General features: G+C 71.7%; 20 protein-coding genes and 1 pseudogene. 9 read left to right on the top strand and 12 right to left on the bottom strand.

Features of this window, described 5'->3' with window-relative positions; genetic code table 11:
• Positions 1 to 5: 5 nt before the first annotated feature.
• The 6 genes from ACXJ1Y_RS15775 to ACXJ1Y_RS15750 are packed head-to-tail and all read right to left on the bottom strand — an operon-like array spanning position 6 to position 5,150.
• Positions 6 to 485 (bottom strand): SoxY-related AACIE arm protein, encoded by a 480-nt coding sequence (locus tag ACXJ1Y_RS15775; RefSeq protein WP_463847130.1) that lies wholly within the window; start codon positions 483 to 485, stop codon positions 6 to 8.
• Complete coding sequence (gene soxX / locus ACXJ1Y_RS15770) at positions 482 to 949, bottom strand: sulfur oxidation c-type cytochrome SoxX (RefSeq protein WP_463847129.1); 468 nt, start codon at positions 947 to 949, stop codon at positions 482 to 484. The genes ACXJ1Y_RS15775 and soxX overlap by 4 nt, the downstream gene beginning before the upstream one ends.
• On the bottom strand, positions 946 to 2,214 hold the full coding sequence (locus ACXJ1Y_RS15765) for an FAD-dependent oxidoreductase (protein ID WP_463847128.1): 1,269 nt from the start codon (positions 2,212 to 2,214) through the stop codon (positions 946 to 948). The genes soxX and ACXJ1Y_RS15765 overlap by 4 nt, the downstream gene beginning before the upstream one ends.
• Positions 2,211 to 2,498, bottom strand: coding sequence for a c-type cytochrome (locus ACXJ1Y_RS15760; RefSeq protein WP_463847127.1), 288 nt, complete (start codon positions 2,496 to 2,498; stop codon positions 2,211 to 2,213). The genes ACXJ1Y_RS15765 and ACXJ1Y_RS15760 overlap by 4 nt, the downstream gene beginning before the upstream one ends.
• A complete protein-coding gene (locus ACXJ1Y_RS15755; protein WP_463847126.1) occupies positions 2,495 to 4,678 on the bottom strand; it encodes a xanthine dehydrogenase family protein molybdopterin-binding subunit in 2,184 nt (727 codons plus the stop codon). Before ACXJ1Y_RS15755 ends, ACXJ1Y_RS15760 begins: the two co-directional genes overlap by 4 nt.
• 10 nt (positions 4,679 to 4,688) lie before the next feature.
• Positions 4,689 to 5,150 carry a (2Fe-2S)-binding protein gene (locus tag ACXJ1Y_RS15750; protein WP_463847125.1) on the bottom strand — a complete coding sequence of 154 codons (462 nt, stop codon included), beginning with the start codon at positions 5,148 to 5,150 and terminating at the stop codon, positions 4,689 to 4,691.
• Between the two features lie 500 nt (positions 5,151 to 5,650).
• Between ACXJ1Y_RS15750 and ACXJ1Y_RS15745 the strand changes: the two genes are divergently transcribed.
• From ACXJ1Y_RS15745 to ACXJ1Y_RS15725, 5 genes are all read left to right on the top strand, one after another.
• Positions 5,651 to 6,451: a MetQ/NlpA family ABC transporter substrate-binding protein gene (locus ACXJ1Y_RS15745; RefSeq protein WP_463847124.1), complete on the top strand. Its 801-nt coding sequence runs from the start codon at positions 5,651 to 5,653 to the stop codon at positions 6,449 to 6,451.
• Between the two features lie 2 nt (positions 6,452 to 6,453).
• Positions 6,454 to 7,587: a methionine ABC transporter ATP-binding protein gene (locus ACXJ1Y_RS15740; RefSeq protein WP_463847123.1), complete on the top strand. Its 1,134-nt coding sequence runs from the start codon at positions 6,454 to 6,456 to the stop codon at positions 7,585 to 7,587.
• Positions 7,568 to 8,221: a methionine ABC transporter permease gene (locus ACXJ1Y_RS15735; protein ID WP_463847122.1), complete on the top strand. Its 654-nt coding sequence runs from the start codon at positions 7,568 to 7,570 to the stop codon at positions 8,219 to 8,221. Before ACXJ1Y_RS15740 ends, ACXJ1Y_RS15735 begins: the two co-directional genes overlap by 20 nt.
• Positions 8,218 to 9,558 (top strand): LLM class flavin-dependent oxidoreductase, encoded by a 1,341-nt coding sequence (locus ACXJ1Y_RS15730; protein ID WP_463847121.1) that lies wholly within the window; start codon positions 8,218 to 8,220, stop codon positions 9,556 to 9,558. Before ACXJ1Y_RS15735 ends, ACXJ1Y_RS15730 begins: the two co-directional genes overlap by 4 nt.
• A 143-nt stretch (positions 9,559 to 9,701) precedes the next feature.
• Positions 9,702 to 10,772 (top strand): hypothetical protein, encoded by a 1,071-nt coding sequence (locus ACXJ1Y_RS15725; RefSeq protein ID WP_463847120.1) that lies wholly within the window; start codon positions 9,702 to 9,704, stop codon positions 10,770 to 10,772.
• 122 nt (positions 10,773 to 10,894) lie between these two features.
• On the opposite strand, the pseudogene ACXJ1Y_RS15720 reads toward ACXJ1Y_RS15725, so the two are convergent.
• A pseudogene (locus ACXJ1Y_RS15720) lies at positions 10,895 to 11,881 on the bottom strand (L,D-transpeptidase family protein); the annotation flags it as partial.
• Positions 11,882 to 12,007: 126 nt separating this feature from the next.
• On the opposite strand from ACXJ1Y_RS15720, the gene ACXJ1Y_RS15715 reads away from it, so the two are divergent.
• From ACXJ1Y_RS15715 to ACXJ1Y_RS15700, 4 genes are all read left to right on the top strand, one after another.
• Complete coding sequence (locus ACXJ1Y_RS15715; protein ID WP_463847119.1) at positions 12,008 to 14,314, top strand: Tex family protein; 2,307 nt, start codon at positions 12,008 to 12,010, stop codon at positions 14,312 to 14,314.
• Between the two features lie 95 nt (positions 14,315 to 14,409).
• Positions 14,410 to 15,519: a fumarylacetoacetate hydrolase family protein gene (locus ACXJ1Y_RS15710; protein WP_463847118.1), complete on the top strand. Its 1,110-nt coding sequence runs from the start codon at positions 14,410 to 14,412 to the stop codon at positions 15,517 to 15,519.
• A 185-nt stretch (positions 15,520 to 15,704) separates the two neighbouring features.
• Entirely contained in the window at positions 15,705 to 16,397 is a 693-nt protein-coding gene (locus ACXJ1Y_RS15705; protein ID WP_463847117.1) for an HWE histidine kinase domain-containing protein, read from the top strand.
• A 78-nt stretch (positions 16,398 to 16,475) separates the two neighbouring features.
• Positions 16,476 to 16,868, top strand: a complete 393-nt coding sequence (locus tag ACXJ1Y_RS15700) for a hypothetical protein (protein WP_463847116.1) — start codon at positions 16,476 to 16,478, stop codon at positions 16,866 to 16,868.
• Between the two features lie 3 nt (positions 16,869 to 16,871).
• Here ACXJ1Y_RS15700 and ACXJ1Y_RS15695 read toward each other — a convergent pair whose 3' ends face one another.
• The 5 genes from ACXJ1Y_RS15695 to ACXJ1Y_RS15675 all read right to left on the bottom strand — a co-directional run bounded on the left by ACXJ1Y_RS15695 (position 16,872) and on the right by ACXJ1Y_RS15675 (position 23,020).
• The gene (locus ACXJ1Y_RS15695) at positions 16,872 to 18,119 is read right to left on the bottom strand and encodes an ABC transporter substrate-binding protein (protein WP_463847115.1); all 1,248 of its coding nucleotides are present in this window, start codon (positions 18,117 to 18,119) and stop codon (positions 16,872 to 16,874) included.
• A 102-nt stretch (positions 18,120 to 18,221) separates the two neighbouring features.
• Entirely contained in the window at positions 18,222 to 19,958 is a 1,737-nt protein-coding gene (locus ACXJ1Y_RS15690; protein ID WP_463847114.1) for a class I adenylate-forming enzyme family protein, read from the bottom strand.
• Positions 19,955 to 20,725, bottom strand: coding sequence for an SDR family NAD(P)-dependent oxidoreductase (locus ACXJ1Y_RS15685; RefSeq protein ID WP_463847113.1), 771 nt, complete (start codon positions 20,723 to 20,725; stop codon positions 19,955 to 19,957). Before ACXJ1Y_RS15685 ends, ACXJ1Y_RS15690 begins: the two co-directional genes overlap by 4 nt.
• A gap of 10 nt (positions 20,726 to 20,735) precedes the next feature.
• Positions 20,736 to 21,794 (bottom strand): phosphotransferase family protein, encoded by a 1,059-nt coding sequence (locus ACXJ1Y_RS15680; protein WP_463847112.1) that lies wholly within the window; start codon positions 21,792 to 21,794, stop codon positions 20,736 to 20,738.
• Positions 21,791 to 23,020, bottom strand: a complete 1,230-nt coding sequence (locus ACXJ1Y_RS15675) for an acyl-CoA dehydrogenase family protein (protein WP_463847111.1) — start codon at positions 23,018 to 23,020, stop codon at positions 21,791 to 21,793. Before ACXJ1Y_RS15675 ends, ACXJ1Y_RS15680 begins: the two co-directional genes overlap by 4 nt.
• Between the last annotated feature and the right edge of the window lie 11 nt (positions 23,021 to 23,031).

The raw sequence follows: 23,031 nt of genomic DNA, 5'->3' as shown, positions 1-23,031 counted from the left end.
CGGGTTCAGCCCTCCAGGCAGGCGGCGAGGGTCACGATGGCGTCCGCGCTCGCCGACCAGTAGGTGCCGTCGCTCATCTCGGCGATGGCGGTGATGCGCTGCGTGTCGGCGAGGCGGATCCGGGTCGAGACCTGCGCCCGGCCGGCGCCCGGCCGCAGATGCACCGTGACCACGTTCGGCTGCGGGTTCTTCTCGTTGAACACGCCGATGCGGCGCACATGGTCCTCGGGGGTCATCGGGCTCTCGACGCTCACGGCGAGCGGCACCGTGTTGCCGTTCTCCACCAGCGGCGGCAGGTCCAGCGTCACCCGCCCCGGCCGGATCGGGTTGTCGCCCGCGAAACGCCTTATGGCGGATTCGGTCGTCTCGGTGCGCGGCAGTGTCGCCGCCGTGGCGGGGCGCAGGGCTACCGCCAGGGTGGCCCCGGCCGCCCCGGCGAGCACCCGGCGCCGGTCCACCGCGTTCCGTCCGCTCCGCGTGCTCATCGGCTCTCCTCGCGCAGGGTCGCCAGGAAGGCGACGACGTCCTCGATCTCGCCCGCTCCGAGGATCGGGCGCCCCTGCCACGCCGTCCCCACGCGGGCGAGCCCCGCGAGGCTGTAATAGGATGGCATGATCGTGTCGGGGTTCAACGCCCGCCCGTCCACCAGCCGCAGGCGCAGCTGCGCCGGGCTACGGCGCGCGCCGACCCCCGCGAGGTCGGGGGCGAGGTTGCCCTGGAAGCGCTCCTCCGGGAAGGGCCCGGCATGGCAGAGCAGGCAGAGCCCCCGGGTCCTGTCCGCGACGATGGCCCGCCCCCGGACGGGGTCGCCGGGCGCGCCGGTCAGGGATTCGGGGATCGCGTCGCCGACGACGGTGTAGGGCACCACGCCGTCCCCGGCCCGCGTCGGCGCGGCGGCGAGCCCCAGCAGGGCCGCGAGGAGGCGTGCGGCCCGGTCGCGCCGCCTCACCCGAACACGTCCCGGGTGATCGTCCGGTACCAGCTCTCGCCATAGGCCGCCTCCCGCGCCTGGACGTCCTCCGGCGCGTCGAGGGGGCTGATGCCGCCCGCGCCGGGCACATCCGCGAGGAGGCCGTCGGCCGGGTGGAAGACGCCCGCGATGGAGATGCTGTGGCCCGGCGCGACGAGGCTCCAGCAGGTGTTGATGAGCTTCGGGCTCTCGGGCTCCCGCCCGGCCAGCAGGTCGATCACCGCCTGGGCGCAGACCTTCCCCTGCGAATTCGCGGAGAAGGCGGATTTCGGCATCGCCCCGGCGATGGCGGCGTCGCCGATCACGTGGATGCCCGGCACGAGGCGCGATTCGAAGGTCACGGGGTCGATCGGGCACCAGCCGCTGCGGTCGGCGCAGCCGGCCTGCGCCGCGATGCGCCCGGCGCGCTGGGGCGGGATGATGCAGGCCACATCCGCCTTGTACTCGGCGAAGTCGGTGCGCACGACCATCCCCGCCGGATCGACCTCCGTCACCGCGCCGCCCGCGGCGAGGGGCACGTACTCGATCACGTCCGGGTAGCGCGTCTTCCAGGCCGCCTCGAACAGCTTCTGCTTCGAGAACGTGTCCTTGGCGTCGAGCAGGACGAGCTTCGCCCGTGGCTTCCGCGTCTTGAGGAAGTGGGCGATCAGGCTCGCGCGCTCATAGGGGCCGGGCGGGCAGCGATAGGGGTTGGCCGGCGCCGAGAGCACCACCGTGCCGCCCTCCGGCATGGCGTCGAGCTGGCGGGCGAGGCGTACCGTCTGCTCCCCGGCCTTCCAGGCATGGGGCATCGCCTCGATGGCCTGCGCGTCGTAGCCCGGTATGGCGTCGAAGCGCAGGTCGATGCCCGGCGAGAGGATCAGGCGGTCGTAGGGCAGCGCCGTCCCGTCGCCGAGGCTCACCCGGCGGGCGGTGGCATCGATTCCCGTCGCGGTGGCGCGGACGAACCGGAGCCCGGCCCGGCCGAGGGCGTCGTAGCCGAAGGTCTGGGCGTCGATCCCGCGCAGGCCCACGACGACCGCGTTGCTGCCGGTGCAGGCGACGTAGCGCTCCGCCGCCTCGACCAAGGTCACGTCGACGCCCCCGGCGGCGAGACAGCGCGCCGCCGTGGCGCCGCCGAACCCGGCGCCGATCACCACGACGCGCGGGGGCGTGCCGCCGAGCGCCGGGCGCGCCAGAACGCTGGCGGCGGCGGCGCCGATCACCGCGCGGCGCGTCGGCGCGGATGGGACCTCGCGCCTCATCGGGGCGCCTGCGCCGCGAACCAGGCGGCGATGGCCTGGGATTCCCCCGCGTCGAACCCCTTGGCGATGCGGTTCATGATCGTCGCCGGGCGGGTGCCGCTGCGGAAGGCGTCGAGGGCGCCGACGATCTCGGCTTCCGGCCGCCCCGCCAGGGCGCCCATCGCGGCGCCCTCGGCATGGCAGCCGGTGCAGGACGAGGCACCCGGCGGCGGGCGCATCTCGACGGCCCCCGCCGCCGTGGTGAGGGCGGCGAGGAGCGCGAGCCCCGGCAGCGGCGTCCTCATGCCCGGCGCAGGTCCGTGTCCTTCAGGGGAAGGTGGCGCACCCGCTTACCCGTGGCCGCGAAGACGGCGTTCAGCACGGCCGGCGCCGCCACGGCGATGGTCGGCTCGCCGACGCCGCCCCAGAACCCGCCGGAGGGCATCAGGATGGCCTCGACCGCCGGCATCGCGTCCATCTTCATGACGGGATAGCTGTCGAAGTTCGTCTGCTCGATCCGCCCGTCCTTCACGGTGCAGGCGCCGTAGAGGGCCGCCGACAGGCCGTAGACGAAGGAGCCCGCCACCTGCGCGTCGATCTGCTGCGGGTTGACCGCGTGGCCGGGATCGGTGGCCGCCACGATGCGGTGGATCTTCAGCTCGCCCTGGTCGGAGACCGAGACCTCGGCCGCGCCCGCCACGTAGCTGCCGAACCCCATCGTCTGGCAGAGGCCGCGGAAGACGCCCTCCGGCGGCTTGCTGTCCCAGCCGATCCGCTCGGCCACCGCCTGCAGCACGGCCCGGTGCTTCGGGTGCTTGTCCATCAGCTTCAGCCGGAAGGCAAGGGGATCCTGGCCGGTGGCGTGGGCCAGCTCGTCCATGAAGCATTCGAGGTAGATGGCGTTCGGGTTCAGGTTCACGCCCCGCCAGAAGCCCGGCAGGATGTGCGGGTTGCGCATGGCGTGGTCGATCAGGATGTTCGGGATCGTGTAGCCGATCGCCGCCTCCGGCCCGCCGGGGTTGAGCCCCTGGAAGGTGACGGGATCGCGGCCCTCCACCATGCGCTGGGGGGCGACGGAGGCCAGGATCGACTGGCCGGAGATGCGCATGTGCAGCCCGGTCAGGTTGCCGTCCGGGTCGAGGGCGGCGCGCATCCGGCACTGCGTGACCGGGTGATACCGGCCATGCGTCATGTCCTCCTCGCGGGTCCAGATCAGCTTGACCGGCGTGCCTGGCATCTCCTTGGCGATCAGCACGGCCTGGCGCACCCAATCGTGCGTGGCGCCGCGCCGGCCGAAGCCGCCGCCGAGATGGATCTTGTAGACCTCGCAGGACGTGGCCGGCAGGCCGGCGGCGTCGGCGGTCGCGGCGAGCGCCGCCTCGCCGTTCTGCGTCGGCGTCCAGACCTCGCAGCGCTCCGGCGTCCAGAGCGCGGTGGCGTTCATCGGCTCCATCGTGGCGTGGTTCTGGAACGGCACGCCGTAGACGGCCTCCACCACCCTGGCGGCGCCCTTCAGCGCCCCCGCCACGTCGCCGGCCTTGTTGCCGACGAAGGCCTCATCGGCGTCGAGCCCCTCGCGCAGGGTCGCCGCGATGGTCTCGCTGGAGACCGCCGCGTTCGGCCCCTCGTCCCAGACGATCTGCAGGGCGTCGAGGGCGGTCTTGGCCCGCCAGAACGTGTCGGCCACCACCGCGATGGCGCTGTCGCCGACCGGGATCACCCGCTTCACGCCGGGCATGGCCGCCACCGAGGCCGCGTCGAAGCCCTTCACGGTGCCGCCGGTGACGGGGCAATCGCGGATCGCGGCGTTGAGGAGGCCGGGGAGCTTCAGGTCGAGGCCGTAGACCTGGCTGCCGTCGAGCTTCGGCAGGGTGTCGAGCCGCTTCAGCGGCTTGCCGGCGATGGTCCAGTCCTTCGGATCCTTGAGCACCACGTCCTGGGGCGGGGCGATCTTCGCCGCCTCGGCGCTGACCGCGCCGAAGGTGGTGCTGCGGCCGGACGGGCCGTGGGTGATCACCCCGCGCTCCACCCGGCACTCGGCCTCCGGCACGCCCCAGCCCTTCGCGGCGGCGGCGACGAGCATCATCCGGGCGGCGGCGCCGCCCTTGCGCACATACTCATGGGAATCGCGCACGCCCCGGCTGCCGCCGGTGGAATAGTCGCCCCAGACGCGCTTGCGGGCGAGGTTCTGGCCCGGGCTCGGATATTCGGTGGTGACGCGGGCCCAATCGCAGCCGAGTTCCTCGGCGACGAGCTGGGCGAGGCCGGTGAGCGTGCCCTGGCCCATCTCCGAACGGGCGATGCGGATCACCACGGTCTCGTCGGGCTTCACCACGACCCAGGCGTTCACCTCCGGGGCCAGGGGCGCCCCGCCGAGGATCGCGGCCGTGGCCTTGAACGGGATGTGGAAGCCGAGGGTGAACAGGCCGGCACCGGCCAGCATCGCGCGGCGGGAGGGGCGGGGGGCCTTCTGATCGACGCTCATGCGGAACCCCTCAACCGGACTGGCCGCGCTCGGCGGCGAGCTTGATGCCCGCCAGCACGCGGTTGTAGGTGCCGCAGCGGCAGATGTTGGTGATCTCCTGGCGGATCTGCTCCTCGCTCGGGTGCGGCGTCTGCGCCAGCAGGGCCGCCGAGGCCATGATCATGCCCGGCTGGCAGAAGCCGCATTGCGGCACGTCGAGCTCGGCCCAGGCCTGCTGCACCGGATGGGCGGCGCCCGCCGCCAGCCCCTCGATCGTGACGATCTTCTGCCCCGGCCCCACCGCCGAGAGCGGCATCGAACAGGAGCGCACCGCCGCCCCGTCGATATGCACGGTGCAGGCGCCGCACTGGGCGATGCCGCAGCCATACTTGGTGCCGGTCAATCCGATCTGCTCGCGGATCACCCAGAGAAGCGGCGTGTCGGGCTCGGCATCGACCTCGCGGACGACGCCGTTGACGTTCAAACGCGCCATCGGATTCCCTCTCTGGAACAGGCGTAATGTATACCGTATCCTCGGAGGAGCGTTCGCCTCAAGGGGCAAGGGCGCAAGTCACGCCGCAGACAATGTCGCGGGCGGGCGCCGCTCCAGGACCGTCCATGGAAGACGCCCGCTGTCTGTCGATGCTTAGTGGAACACGCCGAAGAACCACAGAAGCAGGATGATCGGCAGCGGTATCCCCAACAACCAAAGCAATCCACCACGCAGCATATTTGCCTCCTCGCTGTCGTTCCATCCCCCCGTGAGCTGATGCTCTCTTTGCGGGAACGCACGATGCGCCGAAAACGATGCGCGGTTTTCGCACGTCAGCGCGGATCGCCTTTCGTGCGCCCCGACCCGCCGCGACGGGCTCCTCTTTTTCCGGGCCCGCAGAGATCATTCGTCCTTGCGGGCGAAGATCTTTGGAATGTCGGGAGGCGGCCGGCCGATCTACACAGTTGCCGACGACAACAGCCTGCCAGAGCTTCCCGCCGATGCGCCTTCCGAGAGTGTTCGCCGCCGCCCTTCTCACCCTCGGCGCGACGTTGGCCCAGGCCGAGACCCTGAAGGTCGGCACCGTGCCGGGCGCCTACAGCGACGCCGTCAACGCGCTGATCCCGGAGGCCAAGGCGCAGGGCATCGACATCAAGGTCGTGGAGTTCAGCGACTGGACCACGCCCAACGTCGCCCTGGATGCCGGCGACATCGATCTGAACTTCTTCCAGCACCGGCCCTTCATGGAGAACGCCTCCAAGCAGAAGGGCTACGCGTTCGACATCGTCGGCCTCGGCATCCTGCAGAATGTCGGCCTGTATTCCCTGAAGCATAAGAGCTTCGACCAGATCCCCGTGGGCGGGAAGGTCGCCATCGCCAACGATCCGGTGAACCAGGGGCGCGGCCTGCTGCTCCTGCAGAAGGCGGGGCTCATCAAGCTCAAGGACGACGTCGGCTTCCTCGGCACGGTCGACGACATCACCGAGAACCCGAAGAAGCTGAAATTCACCGAGGTCGAGGGGCCGCAACTCGTGCGGATCACCGGCGATGTCGATCTCGCGCAGGGCTACCCGCATTTCATCGTCGCCGCCGGGACCTTCGATCCGACCGGCGCGCTCATCTATTCCGGCATCGAGGACAAGCTCTTCACGGTGAGCTTCGTCACCAAGGCCGCGCGCAAGGACGATCCGGTCGTCAAGACGTTCGTGGCGCTGTTCCAGAACTCGGATGCCGTGAAACGACAGATCCACAAGTCCTTCGCCGGCAGCGACAAGCTGTACGTGCTGGCCTGGCAGAAGTGACGATGGACGGCTTGGCTTTCGTCGGCCTCCACGACGCGGAGGCCTGGGCGGCGGGCGCCGCCGCCTCCCGCGCCGTCGCGGCCGCCCCGGCGCCCGCCGCGCCCCGGACGGGCGGGACCGTGCGGTTCGAGGGCGTCTCCAAGACCTACCAATCCGCCGGGGGCGAGGTCCGCGCCCTGGAGGACATCTCCCTCGCCGTCCCGGCGGGCGCGATCGTCGGCATCATCGGCCGCTCGGGGGCGGGGAAGTCGAGCCTGCTGCGCACGGTGAACCGGCTGGAGGAGCCGACCTCCGGCCGGGTGCTGATCGACGGCGAGCCCATCGCCGGGCTCGGCACGGACGGGCTCGTGGCCCTGCGCCGCCGCATCGGCATGATCTTCCAGCACTTCAACCTGCTCTCGGCCAAGACCGTCCGGCAGAACGTGGCGCTGCCCCTCCGGATCGCGGGGGTGGACCGGGCCGAGACCGCCCGGCGGGTGGAAGAGGCGTTGCGCCTCGTCGGGCTGGAGGGGAAGGCCGATTCCTATCCGTCGCGCCTGTCGGGCGGGCAGAAGCAGCGGGTGGGCATCGCCCGCGCCCTGGTCAGCGACCCGGAGATCCTGCTCTGCGACGAGGCGACCTCGGCGCTGGACCCCGAGACCACCCTGTCGATCCTCGGCCTGCTGCGGGACATCAACCGGCGACTCGGGCTCACCATCATCCTCATCACCCACGAGATGAGCGTGATCCGCGAGATCTGCTCCGAGGTCGTGGTGCTGGAAGCCGGGCGGGTCGCCGAGACCGGGCCGGTCTGGCGGGTCTTCGGCGCGCCGGAGCACCCGGCCACGCGGGCGCTGCTCGCGCCGCTCACCCGCGCCCTGCCGGAGGATCTGGCGGGGCGGGTCACGCCGCATCCCGTGCCCGGCGCGTGGGCCCTGCTGCGGATCGCCCTCGCCGGGCGGGAGGCGCCGGACCTGTCGGCCCTCGTCGCGGCGGCGGGCGGGCCGGTGCGGCTGCTCCAGGCGGAGATCGAGCGCATCCAGGGCCACGCGGTCGGGCGGATGCTCGTCGCCGCCGAACGGCCGGAGGCGGAGGCCCGCCTGCGGGCCATCGGGCTGAACGTCGAGGGGATCGGCCATGTCGCCGCAGATGATTGACCGCCTCTGGCAGGCGGCGTTCGACACGTTGTTCATGGTCGGCGTGTCGGCCTCGGTCGCGGTGGCGGCGGGCATCCCCCTGGCGCTGTTCCTCGTCACCTCCGGGGCGGGCGGAATCTTCCCGGCGCCCCGCGCGAACCGCGCGGTCGGCATCGTGGTGAACGGCTTCCGGGCCGTGCCCTTCATCGTGCTGCTCGTGGCGCTCATCCCCTTCACCCGGCTCGTGGTCGGCACCACCATCGGCGTCTGGGCGGCCATCGTGCCGCTGGCGGTGAGCGCCACGCCGTTCTTCGCGCGGATCGCGGAGGTGTCCCTGCGGGAGGTCGATCCGGGGCTGATCGAGGCGGCACAGTCCATCGGCTGCCGCCGCCGCCACATCCTGCTCCACGTGCTGCTGCCGGAAGCCCTGCCGGGGATCGTCGGCGGCCTCACCATCACCCTCGTCTCGATGATCGGCGCCTCGGCGGTGGCCGGGGCGGTGGGGGCCGGGGGGCTCGGCGACGTCGCGATCCGCTACGGCTACCAACGCTTCGACACCACCGTGATGACGGTGGTGATCGCCATCCTGATCGCCCTCGTCTGCCTCGTGCAGTTCGCGGGCGACAGTGCGGTGCGGAGGCTCCGCGCGCGATGAAGCCCCCCGCCAAGCAGATCCGGCTCAACGCGTTCAACATGAACTGCGTCGGCCACATCAACCACGGTCTCTGGACCCATCCGCGCGACCGCTCGCCCGAGTACAACACCCTCGCCTACTGGACCGATCAGGCGAAGCTCCTGGAGCGCGGCCTGTTCGACGGGCTGTTCATCGCCGACATCATCGGCGTCTACGACATCTACGGCGGCGGCATCGACGTGACCGCGCGGGAGGCGGTGCAGCTTCCCGTCAACGACCCGACCCTCATCGTCCCGGCCATGGCGGCGGTGACGGAGCATCTCGGCTTCGGCGTCACCGTGAACGTCTTCGCCGAGGCGCCCTACACCTTCGCCCGGCGGATCTCGACCCTCGACCACCTGACCAACGGGCGGATCGGCTGGAACGTCGTCACCGGCTATCTCGACAGCGCCCATCGCGGCCGGGGCGAGGTGCTGCCGCCCCATGACCGCCGCTACGATTACGCGGACGAGTATCTGGAAGTGCTCGGCAAGCTCTGGGAGGAGAGCTGGGACGATGCCGCCGTGCGCCGGGACCGGGAGGCGCGGGTGTTCAGCGATCCGGCGCGGATCCGCAAGATCGCCCATCGCGGGGAGTTCCTGTCGGTGGAGGGCATCCATCTCTGCGAGCCCTCGCCCCAGCGCACGCCCGTCCTCTACCAGGCGGGGGCCTCCGGCCGGGGCCGGGCCTTCGCCGGGCGCCACGCGGAATGCGTGTTCATCTCCGCCCGGGACAAGGCGACGGCCCGCGACTCCGTCCGCGCCATCCGGGCCGAGGCGGCGGCCGCCGGGCGCGACCCGCAGGACGTGAAGGTGTTCCTCGGTCTCGCCGCCATCCCCGGCCGCACCCGCGCCGAGGCGGAGGACAAGCGCGACGAGTATCGCCGCTACGCCAGTTCCGAGGCGGGGCTCGCGCATTTCTCCGCCTCCACCGGCATCGACTTCGCCCGCTACGGCCTCGACGAGCCGATCCCCTACGCGCCGGGCAACGCGATCCAGTCGGCCACGGCCGCCGCCGCCCAGCGCGGCCTGACCAAACGCGATCTCCTGGGCGAACTCGGGCTCGGCGGGCGCTACGCGGTGCTGACCGGCGATGCCGTGTCCATCGCCGACGAGCTGCAATCCTGGGTCGAGGAAGGCGAGGTCGACGGGTTCAACCTCAGCCGCATCGTCGTGCCGGAAAGCTTTTCGGACTTCATCGACATCGTGATCCCCGAATTGCAGGATCGCGGCCTCTACAAGACCGCCTACGCGCCGGGCACGCTCCGCAACAAGCTCTTCGGTGCGGGCGACCGCCGCCGCCGGGGCGCCTCGGGCTGAGTGCCAGGGCGCACGCCCTGCGTCCCGACGGGCTTTGCGTGGGCAAAATTCCCACTTATAGCGGAGGGCAAGCTTGAGGGCTCGGGCGGCGTGATGTCGTGTCCGGGCCGAGTGGGAATTATGCCCACACAGGAGTTGGCCCGATGCGCCGCGCGATCGTCACCCTCGGCCTGCCGCGAACCGGCGCGACCTCGTTCCACGAGGTGCTGACGCGGCTGCGGCCGAGCCTCGGCGAGGTCGGGCTGTGCTTCCCGAAGCTCGCGCCGCCCGTCCCGCACGGCTCGGCCGACGTGAGCCATCACCGTCTCGCCCGCCTCGCCGCAATCCTGGCCGAGACCGACGCCGACACGGTGATCGTCGCCTGCGAGGATTTTTCCGTGCAGCGGTCCGATCCCGGCGGCCCTGCGCGCCTCGCCGCTTTGTTCGGCCGGTTCGGCTTCGCCATGGAGGTGGCCCTGGTGGCGACGCCGCAGGCCGAGCGGCTGGCCTGCGCCTACGCCCTGCGGACGCAGGTTCTCGCGGAGGCGCGGACCTTCCGGGGCTTCGTCCGGCGCGAGGGCTTTTCGGATCGCTACGATCCCCTCGCCCTGCTCGATCCCTGGCGCCGCGCCGCCGGGGAGCGGATCCGCGTCGTGCCCGTCCGCGACCGGCGCTCGCCCGCGCCGCTAATCGTGCGCCTCCTCGCGGAACTGGGGCTGACGGAACGGCTCGATCCGCTGCTGGCGTCCGGCGACCTGCTGGAGCGGGGCAACCGCAGGTCCGGCCCCTTCGCCGTGGAGGCGTCCCGCCGCCTGCACGCGCTCGGCCTGCAGCGCCGCGCCGCCGGGCAGAGGCGGCGGCTCGGGCATCTCCTCGACAACCTCGCCTGGGCGCGGGGCCTCGATGCCGAGACCTTCCGGGGCGAGGCGCGCGAGGCGGTCGCCGCCGTCGAGGCCTATCACGGAGAGGCGAACGAACGGCTCGCCGCCCTCGCCTGGGGGCGGAACTGGGATGCGGTCGTGGCCCGCAGCCCCGGCCTCCCGCCGAACGAGCTGGCTTGCCGGCCCCTGTCGCCGGAGAGCGAGGCGGAGGTCGAGGGGCTGGTTGCGGATGTGATGGCCCATGCGGGCCATCGGGCGCCGCCCCGGTGGCTGCGGCGGGTCGATGCCATCGTCGAGGACGGGATCGAGCGCCTGACCGACCTGATCGGGCGGCCGACCTGGCGGATGCGCTAGTGCATCGATCCAGACGACGGCGTCAGCCGTGTCTAGAAAAATTGATGCAAAAACAAGAAGCTAGGGCAGAGACGCATGAACGGAGTGAGTGCGTCGCTGCCCTAGCGCCGCGCCGCCACGGGGCCGCCGGCCGTCGCGGCGATCTCCTGCGGGCCGCCGACCAGGGCGTCGGGGCGGCTGACCGTGCCGAGGTCGCGCTGGCCGTATTCCTTGGCGCTGTAGGGCAGGGCGGCCTCCTCGGCGGGGGGCGCGAAGTTCGTGCTGAAGACCGGGTTCTGCCCGCCGTCCTTGTAGACGAGGCGCTTGGCCGCCACGCCCGCGGCGAGTTCCGCCACGCGGCGCTCGTCGGCCGCCTGCTTGGCGGCCACGGCCGGGTCGATGACGGGGGCGCAGGGGTTCGTGGCGATCTCCGGGCCGCCGAAGCTGTAGCGCAGGCCGCAGACGCCGACCTGCGGCTCCTGGCCGGTCGCCTCGAAGATGTCCGAGCCCTCCTTCAGGTTCTTCCAGAACGGCATGTTCGGGTCGTTGCGGAAGGTGGCGAGGTTCTGGGCGTTCATGCGGAACGGGAGGGCCTGGAACTGGAAGCTCCGCTGCCCGCCCGCGAAGGCCTCCCGGGCCAGGGCGTAGATCTCGGAGATGGTCTGGTCGGTCATGGCGAAGCAGCCCATGGACGAGCAGGTGCCGTGGACCATCAGGTAGCTGCCCGTGCGGCCGTTGGCGCGGTCGAACTCGTTCGGGAAGCCGGTGTCGAAGGAGAGGTAGTAGGACGAGTTCGGGTTCATCTGCCCCGGCGTGATCGTGTAGAATCCCTCGACCGTCTGGCGGTCGCCCTCCTTCACCTTCGGCCCGAGCTGGCCGGACCAGCGGCAGACCGGATAGGTCTTCAGCAGGGCGTAGCGGCCGTCCGGCCCCCGCTTCCACACCTCCATCTCCGATTCCTTCTTGTAGGCGCGGATCAGGATCGGGTCGGCTGGGCTCATGCCGGCTTTCGCCATCAGCGAGAGCGTCCGGGGCGGGATCGGATCGAGGTGGCGGGTCGAGGTCTCGTGGCAGCCGGCGAGCCCGGTCAGGCCGATCAGGAGAGCTGCCGTGGCGCGGATGCGGATCATGCCACCCCCTGTGTCCCAAGAGATTGGCCAGACCGGGGCAGCCGACGAACCCCGTGGCCCTGGTCCGAACCGCCGCCAGGCGCTACAGCGCCCGCCTCACGGTGGTGCGGAAGGCGAGGGGGCGAGATGACGTCGGTGAATCAGCTGATCGCCGGGGAACTCGGCGTGCGGGAGGCCCAGGTCGAGGCCGCCGTCGCCCTCCTTGACGGGGGCGCGACCGTCCCCTTCATCGCCCGCTACCGGAAGGAGGCGACGGGCTCGCTGGACGATTCGCAGCTGCGCCTGCTGGAGGAGCGCCTCGGCTACCTGCGCGAGCTCCGGGACCGGCGGGCGAGCGTGCTGGAGAGCATCCGCGCCCAGGGCAAGCTCACGCCGCAACTCGCCGCCGCCATCGCCGCCGCCGACACCAAGGCGCGGCTCGAGGACATCTACCTCCCCTACAAGACCAAGCGGCGGACCAAGGCGCAGATCGCCCGCGAGGCCGGTCTCGGCCCGCTGGCCGAGGCCCTGCTCGCCGACCCGACGCAGAGCCCGGCGGGCGTCGCCACCCGCTACGTCGCCCCGGACAAGGGCGTGCCCGGCGCCGAGGCGGCGCTGGAGGGCGCGCGGCACATCCTCGTGGAGCGCTTCGCGGAAGATGCCGACCTCGTCGGGCGCCTGCGCGAGGATTTCTGGCGCGCCGGCCAGGCGGTCTCCCGCGTCCGCAAGGGCAAGGAGGCGGCGGGCGCCAAGTTCGCGGATTACTTCGACTGGAGCGAGCGGCTGGAGCGCATGCCCTCGCACCGGATCCTCGCCCTGTTCCGGGGCGAGAAGGAGGACATCCTCGATCTCGACCTCGCCGCCGAGGGCGAGGACATGCCCGCCGGCACCCCCGGCCCGTTCGAGCGGGCGATCTGCCATCGTCACGGTGTCGCCGCCCATGGCCGCCCCGGCGACGCGTGGCTGCTGGAGACGGTGCGCGGGGCGTGGCGCACCAAGATCCGCACCGGCATCAAGACCGACCTGCGCACCCGCCTGTTCGAGAAGGCCGAGGCCGAGGCGGTGAAGGTCTTCGCCGGTAACCTCAAGGACCTGCTGCTGGCCGCCCCGGCGGGGGGCCGCGCGACGATCGGGCTCGATCCCGGCTACCGCAACGGCGTGAAGGTCGCGGTGGTGGACGCCACCGGCAAGGTTGTGGCCGTCGAGACCACCTATCCGCACGAGCCGCAGCGCCGCTGGCGCGAGACGGTCGAAACCCTCGGCCGGCTCTGCCGCGCGCACAAGGTGGACCTCGTGGCCATCGGCAACGGCACCGCCTCCCGCGAGACCGACAAGCTCGCCGCCGAGGTGCTGGCCGCCAACCCCGACCTCAGGATGACCAAGGTCATGGTCTCGGAAGCCGGCGCCTCGGTCTACTCGGCCTCCGAGATCGCGAGCCGGGAACTGCCCGACCTCGACGTCTCCCATCGCGGCGCGGTCTCCATCGCCCGGCGGCTGCAGGATCCGTTGGCCGAACTCGTGAAGATCGACCCGAAATCCATCGGCGTCGGCCAGTACCAGCACGACGTGACCGAGGCGAAGCTCTCGCGCTCCCTCTCGGCGGTGGTCGAGGACGCGGTGAACGCGGTGGGTGTCGACGTGAACACCGCCTCGCCCGCCCTGCTGGCGCAGGTCTCGGGGCTCGGCGCGTCGCTCGCCGCCAACATCGTGGCCTATCGCGACGGGAACGGCCCGTTCCGCAGCCGTGTGGCGCTGAAGAAGGTGCCGGGTCTCGGCCCCAAGACCTTCGAGCTCTCGGCGGGCTTCCTGCGCATCCAGGGCGGCGAGAACCCCCTCGACAGGTCCGGCGTCCACCCGGAGGCCTATCCGGTGGTGCGGCGCATCCTGGAGACGACGAAGAGCGACATCCGCGCCCTGATCGGCGACGGCGCCAAGCTCAAGGCCCTCTCGCCCGCCGCCTTCGCGGACGAGCGCTTCGGCGTGCCGACCGTGCGCGACATCATCGCCGAGTTGGAAAAGCCCGGCCGCGACCCGCGCCCCGCCTTCAGGACGGCGACGTTCCAGGAGGGCGTCGAGACCCTCGGCGACCTGAAGCCCGGCATGCAGCTCGAAGGCGTGGTGACGAACGTCGCCGCCTTCGGGGCCTTCGTGGATATCGGCGTCCACCAGGACGGGCTCGTCCACATCTCGGCCATGGCGCGGCGGCGGATCTCCGTCCCCTCCGAGGTGGTGAAGGCCGGGGACGTGGTGCGCGTCCTCGTCCTGTCGGTGGACGTGCCGCGCAAGCGGATCGCCCTCTCGATGCGCCTCGACGATCCGATCGACCGCGCTGCCCCGAATACCGGTTCCCGGCCCCCGGCCGCGCGGCCCGCACCTGCGCCCGCGCCCTCCAGCCCGCCGGACGGCGCCCTGGCGGCCGCCCTCCGGCGGGCGACGACCCGGCCCGGCCGCTAGCCTTTGCTTGACAGGCCCGGCCGCGCGGGCCCTCCCTGGAGATCATCACGAGAGCGGTGACTCATCGGCGCCGCCGAACCAGGGACGCGACGCGCATGGCATTTTCGGCGGCGGAGGCATTGCCGGCGGATTGGCGCGAGGGCCTGTTCCTCGGCCGGGCGCGACTGCCGGAGGGGCCGTCCCCGATCTTAATCGAGGGCGGGCGCGTCTACGACATGGCCGCCGTCGCGCCGACCGTGTCGGCGCTGGTCGAGGCCCGACATTTCACCGGGGCGGGCGGGCGCCCTCTCGACGGGCCGGACGGCCTCGCCCTGCTCAGCCCCATCGACCTGCAATGCGTGAAGGCCTCCGGCGTCACCTTCGCGGTCTCGGCCCTGGAGCGGGTCATCGAGGAGCGCGCGGATGGCGACCCGGCCGCCGCCGCCGCCATCCGCACCCGCCTCGAAGGGCAGATCGGGGGAAGCCTGCGCGCCGTCGTGCCCGGCACGGAGGAGGCCGCCGCCCTCAAGCGCGCCCTGATGGCGGACGGCCTGTGGTCGCAGTATCTCGAAGTCGCCATCGGGCCGGATGCGGAGATCTTCACCAAGTCCCCCGTCCTATCGACCCTGGGCTGGGGGGCCGAGATCGGCATCCGTTCGGATTCGACCTGGAACAACCCCGAGCCGGAGATCGTGCTGCTCGTCGCCCCGGACGGCACGCCGGTCGGGGCGAGCCTCGGCAACGACGTCAACCTGCGCGATTTCGAGGGCCGTTCGGCCCTGCTCCTCGGCAAGGCCAAGGACAACAACGCCTCCTGCTCCCTCGGCCCGCTGGTGCGGCTGTTCGATGACCGCTTCACCATGGACGACGTGCGCCACGCCGAACTCGAACTGGTGGTGGAGGGCGAGGACGGCTACCGCCTCGCGGGCGCCAGCGCGATGAGCCAGATCAGCCGCGATCCCCTCGATCTCGTCCGCCAGTCCCTCAGCGAGCACCAGTACCCGGACGGGTTCGTGCTGTTCCTCGGCACCCTGTTCGCCCCGATCCAGGACCGCGACGAGCCCGGCCGGGGCTTCACGCACAAGGTCGGGGACCGGGTGACGATCGCGAGCCCCCGGCTCGGCCGGCTCGTGAACCGCGTCACCACCTCGAAGGACGCGGCCCCCTGGACGGAGGGCATCGGCGCCCTGATGCGCAACCTCGCCGGGCGGGGGCTGCTCGCCTGAGCGACATAGCTCGCAGCACGGAGCGCTACGGCCTCTCGGACGCGACCGGCCCACGGCCGCGCCCCGACAGGCGAGCCCCGGCAGGCGCGCGCCGCCGGCGACCGTTTGGTGCGCTGAAGGCCAGGATCGCTTCGCGGAACCGGCCGGTTGATGCAGCGGAATGCCCCGGTACACGCGAGGCTCGGATGGACCCCGACACGTCGATCGCCGCCCTGATCGCGCGCAACGCCGAGCTCGAGGCCGACAACGCGCGCTTGCGCCGGCTCCTCGACCGGCGGGACACCCCCGCCGACCTGCGCCAGCGCCTGCGCACGACCCTGGGCCTGCTGCGCGAGGTCATCCACCGCTCCGCCGAGGCGCGGGAGGAGGCCGCCGCATACGCGGCGCACCTGCGCGACCGGCTCGATTCCATCGTGCGGATGCACGTCGCCATCGACCATACCGGCGACGTCGACCTGCACGCGGTCATCGCCGAGGAATTGCTGACCTACACGGTGCAGGAGGGCGACCGCCTGCACCTGAGCGGGCCCAGGATCCGCCTGCGGGCGCGGGCGGCGCAGGTCCTGGGGCTGGCGATCCATGAACTCGCGGTCAACGCGGTGGAGCATGGCGCGGCGATGCAGACGGGGCGGATCGCCGTGTCCTGGCACGTGGAGCCGGGCGACCCCGATCCGCTCTTCACCCTCGCCTGGACGGAGACCGGGCTGGGAGGGCTCGCCACCCCGGCCCGGCGCGGCTTCGGCGCGGAGGTGCTGAGCCAAATGGTCGGCCACGACCTCGCCGGGCGGACGACCCTCGCCTTCGCGCCGGACGGGCTGCACTGGACCCTCCGCTGCCCGTTCCCGCCCCGCATGGGCTATCTCGCCGGGGGCGACTGAATGCGCCGCCGCCAGAGCGGTTGCCAACAGCCGGCCGCGCTGCCACTTGCGGGGTGAGCCGGGTGCGCGGGAACGGGAATGGTCACGATGCTTGCCGACCTCGTCGCCCGCGCCGCCACCTCGGCCCGCCGTCACGCCCACCGCTTCCCGGGCGTGCTGGCCAAGGACAGGCTGCCCTGGGCGGTGATCGAGGCCTACGATGCCGACGTGCGCGGCCATCTGGAGCGCGACCCCCGCATCGAGGACGAGCGCGACCGGGTGCTCATCGCCGCCGTCAAGCTCGCGGAGACGCCGCCCGACGAGGAGGACGAGATCGACACCGCCCGCGCCGGCCTTGTGGACGCGATCGACTATCTGGAGCAGGCGGTGCTGCGCTTCGGCCTCGCCAACCGGCAGGCGGTGAAGCTCGGCCTCGGCGAGGCGGGCCGCCGGGTCGGGGATGTCTCCCCGGCGCCCGGCGCCCCGCATTAGCGCTCAGCGCGCGGCAGCCTTCACGGCGGCGGGCAGGATCACCTGACCGTTGGCGATCTTGGACGGCCAGATGGCGATCTGCTTGCCCCCCTGCCACTGCGCCAGGAGGCCGGTGACGTAGCCCTCGCCGTACTTGATCGAGTGGGTGAAGGGATCGTCCTTTCCCTGGAACTGGATGCGGCCGGCGACGCCCGTCCAATCGGTCTTCTCCAGGGCGTCCACGAGCTTGTCGGCCTCGCTCGACCCCGCCCGCTTGATCGCGTCGGCGACGTAATAGACCTGATCGTAGGCCATGTAGCCGGCGTAGGACGGGGCGCTGTTGAAGCGCTTCTTGAACGCCTCGCCGAAGGGCACGGATTTGTCGGTCATGGCGACGCCCGGCACCGCGAGGCTCTGGAAGATCACCCCGTCCGTGCCGCCGTTGGTGTCGTTCCAGAAGGTCGAGGCGGTGGCCTGCGAGTTCATGCCGGTCATGGCGAGCGGCACCTGCTGGTTCTTCCACTGCACCGTCGGCTGCACCCCGACATGCGAGATGCCGGTGACGATCAGATCGGGCTTGGCCGCCTCGATCCGGTTGTAGATCGGCGTGAAATCCCCCGTGTCGGGGGAGAAGCGGATGTGCTCCACCACCTTCAGCCCGATCTTCGGCAGGCATTCCTCGTAGCCGACGTCCAGCGGGCGGGTCCACGCCGCGTCCTCGCTCATGATCGCCGCCGACTTCGCCTTGAGCAGGTCGATGAGCACGGCCTTGCTGCCGTCGCAGATCGATTGCGCCAGGGCGGCCGAGGTCAGGTAGCCGTGGAACGTGTATTTGTTGCGGGCATAATCCTTACGGACCGCGAGGCTGATCTCGTTCGAGGCGGCGCCCGGCGTGATCATCGGCGTCTTCAGCCGCGCCGCCCAGGGCATCAGCGCCAGCACGACTTCCGAGATGTAGCTCGCGATGACGACTTGGACCTTGTCCTCGCTCACCGCCCGCTGGAAGGCGCGCACCGCGTCGGCGGCGGAGGATTTGTCGTCGTAGGTGACGACCTGGATCATCCGCCCCTCGACCCCGCCCTTGGCGTTGATCTCGTCGGCGGCGAGCTGCGCCGCCTGCGGGATCGAGGCGCCGACCACCGCCTGCGCCTCGGCGATGACGCCGATCTTGATCGGGTCCGCCGCCCGCGCCGGGCCGGACAGGGCCAGGGCTGCGACTGTGGCGAGGGCGGTACTGTGCAGAAAAAATCGGCGGCCGGCGGCGTTGGACATGACGCTTCCTCCTGACGCCGTGCCGATTCTCTTGAAGTTCGGCTTCGGTCGTCTTGACGAATTCTGTATCCAATACGAGCGAATGGCAATGCGCCGCCCGGCTCAATTCGGAGTCGGGGTGAAAACATCACCCAAAGCTTGTCTCATGATCTTGCCGGCGGGGTTGCGCGGCAGCATCCCGTCCCAGATCCGCACCCGGACGGGCACCTTGTAGGCGGCGAGCCGCCCGGCCGCGAAGGCGCGGATCGCTTCGGGCGTGGCGCCGGAGCCGGCCGCGAGGGTCACGACGGCGCCGGGCTCCTCGCCGAGGGTCGGGTGCGGCACCGGCAGGACGACGGCGTCGATCACGTCGGGATGGGCGAACAGGACGTCCTCCACCTCGATGCAATGGATGTTCTCGCCGCCCCGGATCAGCATGTCCTTCATCCGGTCGACGACGGTGACGAAGCCCTCCGCGTCGGCGACCGCAAGGTCGCCGGTGTGGAGCCAGCCGTCGCGAAACGTCTCCGCCGTGGCCTCGGGGGCGTCCCAGTAACCGCGCACGATGCCGGGCCCGCGCACGCAGAGTTCCCCGACCTCCCCCGGCGGCAGGTCGCGGCCGCGGAGATCGCGGATGCGGATCTCGCAGACCGGCAGGGGCGGCCCGCAGGATCCGGGATGGGCGATGTAATCCTCGCCCTGGTGGTGGGTGAAGGTGGCGGAGGTCTCGGTCATGCCCCAGCCCGTCGCGGGCACGACCTTCGGGAAGGCGTCGCCGAGACGGCGCACGAGGTCGGCGGCGGCGGGGGCGCCGCCGTAGGAGATCGCGTCCAGGCTCGGCAGGGGGCGACCGGTCGCGTGGGCGGCCTCCGCCAATTGCCATGCGATGGTCGGCACGCCGCCCGCCGTGGTGCAGCCCTCCGCCTCCACGAGGTCGAGGGCGTCTTGCGGGTCCCAGCGGTGCATCATCACCAGCCGGTGCCCGCCATACAGGGCGCTGCCGAGGGAGGCGTGGCAGGCGGTGACGTGGAACAGCGGGATCGCCAGCAGGGCCACCCGCTGAGGGGCGTTCGGATCGGGCCGGGGCGGCGCCACACCCTTGCGCAGGGCCGTGCGCGCCGCCGAATAGGGATAGGCCATCACCGTCGAGGCGGCCGCCCGGTGGGTGCCGATGGCGCCCTTCGGCTTCCCCGTCGTGCCGGAGGTGTAGAACAGGGTGGCGTCGTCCTCGGGGTCGAGGGCGAGGCCCGGCAGGGGACGCTCGGGCAGGGAGGCCCACGCGCCCGTGGGGCCGATGAGGTCGGTGAGCGCCGGGGCGGCGCCCGGCTCGGCGCGGGTGGCGATCACGTGCGTCAGCGCCGGACATTCGGGCAGGTGGGGCGCGAGCCGGGCGAGGCGGTCGCCGTCGGCGATCAGCACCCGCGCGCCGGAATGGGCCAGCGCATAGGCGAGTTCCGGCCCGGTCCACCACGCGTTCAATGGCGTGGCGACGGCGCCCACGAGCAGCGCGCCGTGATAGCAGACGGGCCATTCCGGCAGGTTGCGCATGGCGATGGCGACCCGGTCTCCCTTCGTGACGCCGAGGCCGATCAGGTGATGGGCGAGCGTGATCGCCGCCTTGGCGAAGCCCGAGAACGTCGTCCGCTCGTCGCGGTAGACAAGGAAGGTCCGGTCCCCGTGGCCCTGCCCGCGGAGGAACAGGTCGCGCAGCGTCCCCGGGGCGTTCACCCAGATCCGGGTCGGCACGCCCCGGATGGTCCGGGTCTCGACGGCATAGGGCGAGCCCGGCGCGGTCAGGCGCGTCTCGGCCTCCGCGAACGGCATCGCCGGCCAGCCGGGGGGGAGGGCCGGGTTGGTCATCGCGCGATGGTCACGCCGCCATCGGCGACGAGGGCCTGTCCGGTCACGAACCGCCCCGCCGGGGAGGCGAGGAACACGGCCGCTCCCGCGATGTCGTCCGGCTCGCCGATCCGGCGTAGCGGCGCGGTGCCCTCGGTCTGGGCCAGCATGGCGAGGTCCTCCCAGAGGGCGCGGGCGAAATCGGTGCGGACCAGCCCCGGGCAGAGGCAGTTCACCCGCACATTGTGGGGTCCGTACTCGACCGCGTAGTTCCGCGCGAGTTGCAGGTCGGCCGCTTTCGAGACGTTGTAGGCGCCGATCACCGGAGAGCCCTTCAGGGCGCCGATGGACGACATTATCACGATGGCCCCATCCCGCCGCGCGACCATCCCCGGCGCGCAGAGCTGGATCAGCCAGTGGTTCGACAGCACGTTGTTGTCGAGGATCTTGCGGAATTGGGCGTCGGTGATCTCGGCCAGCGGCCCGTAATAGGGATTGCTCGCCGCGTTGCAGACGAGGATGTCCACCGGGCCGAGGCTCGCCTCCGTCCCGGCGACGAGGGTCTGCAACTCCTCCTTCACGGAAATGCTCGCCGGGATCGCCACCGCCCGGCCGGGGCCGTGGGCGGCGTCGATCTCGCGGACCACCGCCTCGCAGGCCTCGCGCCTGCGGGAGGAGATGACCACCTTCGCGCCCTGCTCGGCCATGCGCAGGGCGATGGCCCGGCCGATGCCCTTCGAGGAGCCGGTGATGAGCGCGACCTTGCCGGTCAGGTCGAACAGCGACATCGATCCTCCCTCACGCCCCCGCCCGTTCGGCGAAGGCCCACGCGGCGGCGGCGAGCGTCGGCACCCGCGCGGCCATGGCGGCGGCATGCTCGCTCGCCGCGTTGCCGGCCCGGGCGCGGGCCGCCACGCCTTGCAGGATGCCGACGAGCCGGAACAGGTTGTAGGCGAAGTACCAGTCGAGGGCGGGCATGTCGGCCCGGCCCGCCGCCCGGCAATAGATCGCCGCCGCCTCGTCCCGGTCGGGGATGCCGAGGGCCTTCAGGTCGAGCCCGCCCAGCGGGCTGCGGCCGTCGGCGGGGAGTTCCCACTGCATCAGCAGGTAGCTGAAGTCGGCGAGGGGATCGCCGAGCGTCGAGAGTTCCCAGTCGAGGACGGCGGCCACCGCGCCGTCCGGGCGATAGACGAGGTTGTCGAGGCGATAGTCGCCGTGGACGATGGCCGTGCCCGCCTGCTCCGGCACGGTGCGGGGCAGCCAGTCGATCAGCCGTTCGACCTCTTCGAGCCGCCCGTCCTCGGCGGCGCGGTACTGCTTCGTCCAGCGGTCCACTTGCCGGGCGAAGGAGTTGCCGGCCTTGCCGTAATCCGAGAGCCCGGCCGAATCCGGGTCGATGGCGTGAAGCCGCGCCAGGGTGCCGATCATCGCCGCGTAATGCCGGTGGCGGGCGTGGGGGTCGAGGCCGGGCAGCGCCCCGTCCCAATGCACCGTGCCCTCCACCGCCTCCATCACGTAGAAGGCCGCGCCGATCACGCCCGCGTCCTCGCAGAGGGCGAAGGGGCGCGGCACGGGGAAATCCTCCGCGTAGAGGGCGCCGATCACCCGAAACTCGCGCTCGACCGCATGGGCCGAGGGCAGCAGCGTGCCGAAGGGTTTTCGACGCAGCACATAGGCTTGGCCCGGCGTCTCAAGCCGGTAGGTCGGGTTCGACTGGCCGCCCCGGAACTGCATCACGGTTAGCGGGCCGGCGAAGCCCTTCACATGCTCGGCCATCCACCCGGCGAGGCGGGCCTCGTCGATCCGGTGGCGGGGCTCGACCGGCTTCACCCCCGTGAAGTCGAGGGCCGCGCTCACGCCCCCGCCCTCGCATGGGTGTGGCGGGCGAATTCGAGCCTCGCGATGGAGCGGTTGTGGACCTCGTCCGGCCCGTCCGCGAGGCGCAGCGTGCGGATATGGGCGTAGGCATGGGCGAGGCCGAAATCCTCGCTGACGCCCGCCGCGCCGTGGGCCTGGATCGCGTCGTCGATGACCTTCAGCGCCATGCGCGGGGCGGCGACCTTGATCATGGCGATTTCGAGCTTGGCGCCCTTGTTGCCGACCTTGTCCATCATGTCCGCCGCCTTGAGGCAGAGGAGGCGGGTCATCTCGATCCCGGTGCGGGCCTCGGCCACCCGCTGCTCCCAGACCGACTGATCGCTGATCCGCTTGCCGAAGGCGACCCGCGACACGAGCCGCCGGGCCATGGCCTCCAGGGCCGCCTCGGCGACGCCGATGGTGCGCATGCAATGGTGGATGCGCCCCGGCCCCAGGCGCCCCTGCGCCACCTCGAAGCCGCGCCCCTCGCCGAGGATGAGGTTGTCGGCGCTCACCCGCACGCCCTCCAGCACCACCTCGCCGTGGCCCTTGGGTGCGTCCTCGTAGCCGAAGACCGGCAGCAGGCGCGCCACCCGCAGGCCGGGCGTGTCGAGGGGCACGAGGATCTGCGATTGCTGCGCGTGGCGCGGGGCGTCCGGGGCGGTCTTGCCCATCAGGATCGCGATCCGGCAGCGGGGATCGCCGACGCCGGTCGACCACCATTTGCGGCCGTCGATGACGTACTCGTCGCCCTCCCGCTTCATCGATGTGGCGATGTTGGTGGCGTCGGAGGAGGCCACATCCGGCTCGGTCATCAGGAAGGCCGAGCGGATCTCGCCGGCCATCAGCGGCTTCAGCCAGCGCGCCTTCTGGGCGTCGGTGCCGTAGCGGTGCAGCACCTCCATGTTGCCGGTGTCGGGCGCCGCGCAGTTGAAGCACTCGGAGGCGATGCCGACCCGGCCCATCGCCTCGGCGCAGAGGGCGTAATCGAGGTTGGTGAGGCCGGCGCCGCGATATTCCGGCGTGTCGTGCTCAGGCGAGGGCGGCAGGAACAGGTTCCACAGTCCCTCGCCCCGCGCCTTGTCCTTCAGCCGCTCCATGGTGGGGGAGGGGCCTGTCGCCCGCTCCGCCGCCACGGCGCCCTGGGCCGGCTCGATCTCGCGGGCGATGAAGGCCTGCACGCGGTCGAGCCAGTGGCGCTGGGTGGGCGAGAGGCTGAAATCCAAGCGAGTGCTCC

The sequence above is a fragment of the Methylobacterium sp. TK26 genome, from assembly GCF_055361565.1.
The sequence above is the reverse complement of the archived record's forward strand: the minus strand, read 5'-3'. Positions and strand labels throughout refer to the sequence as shown.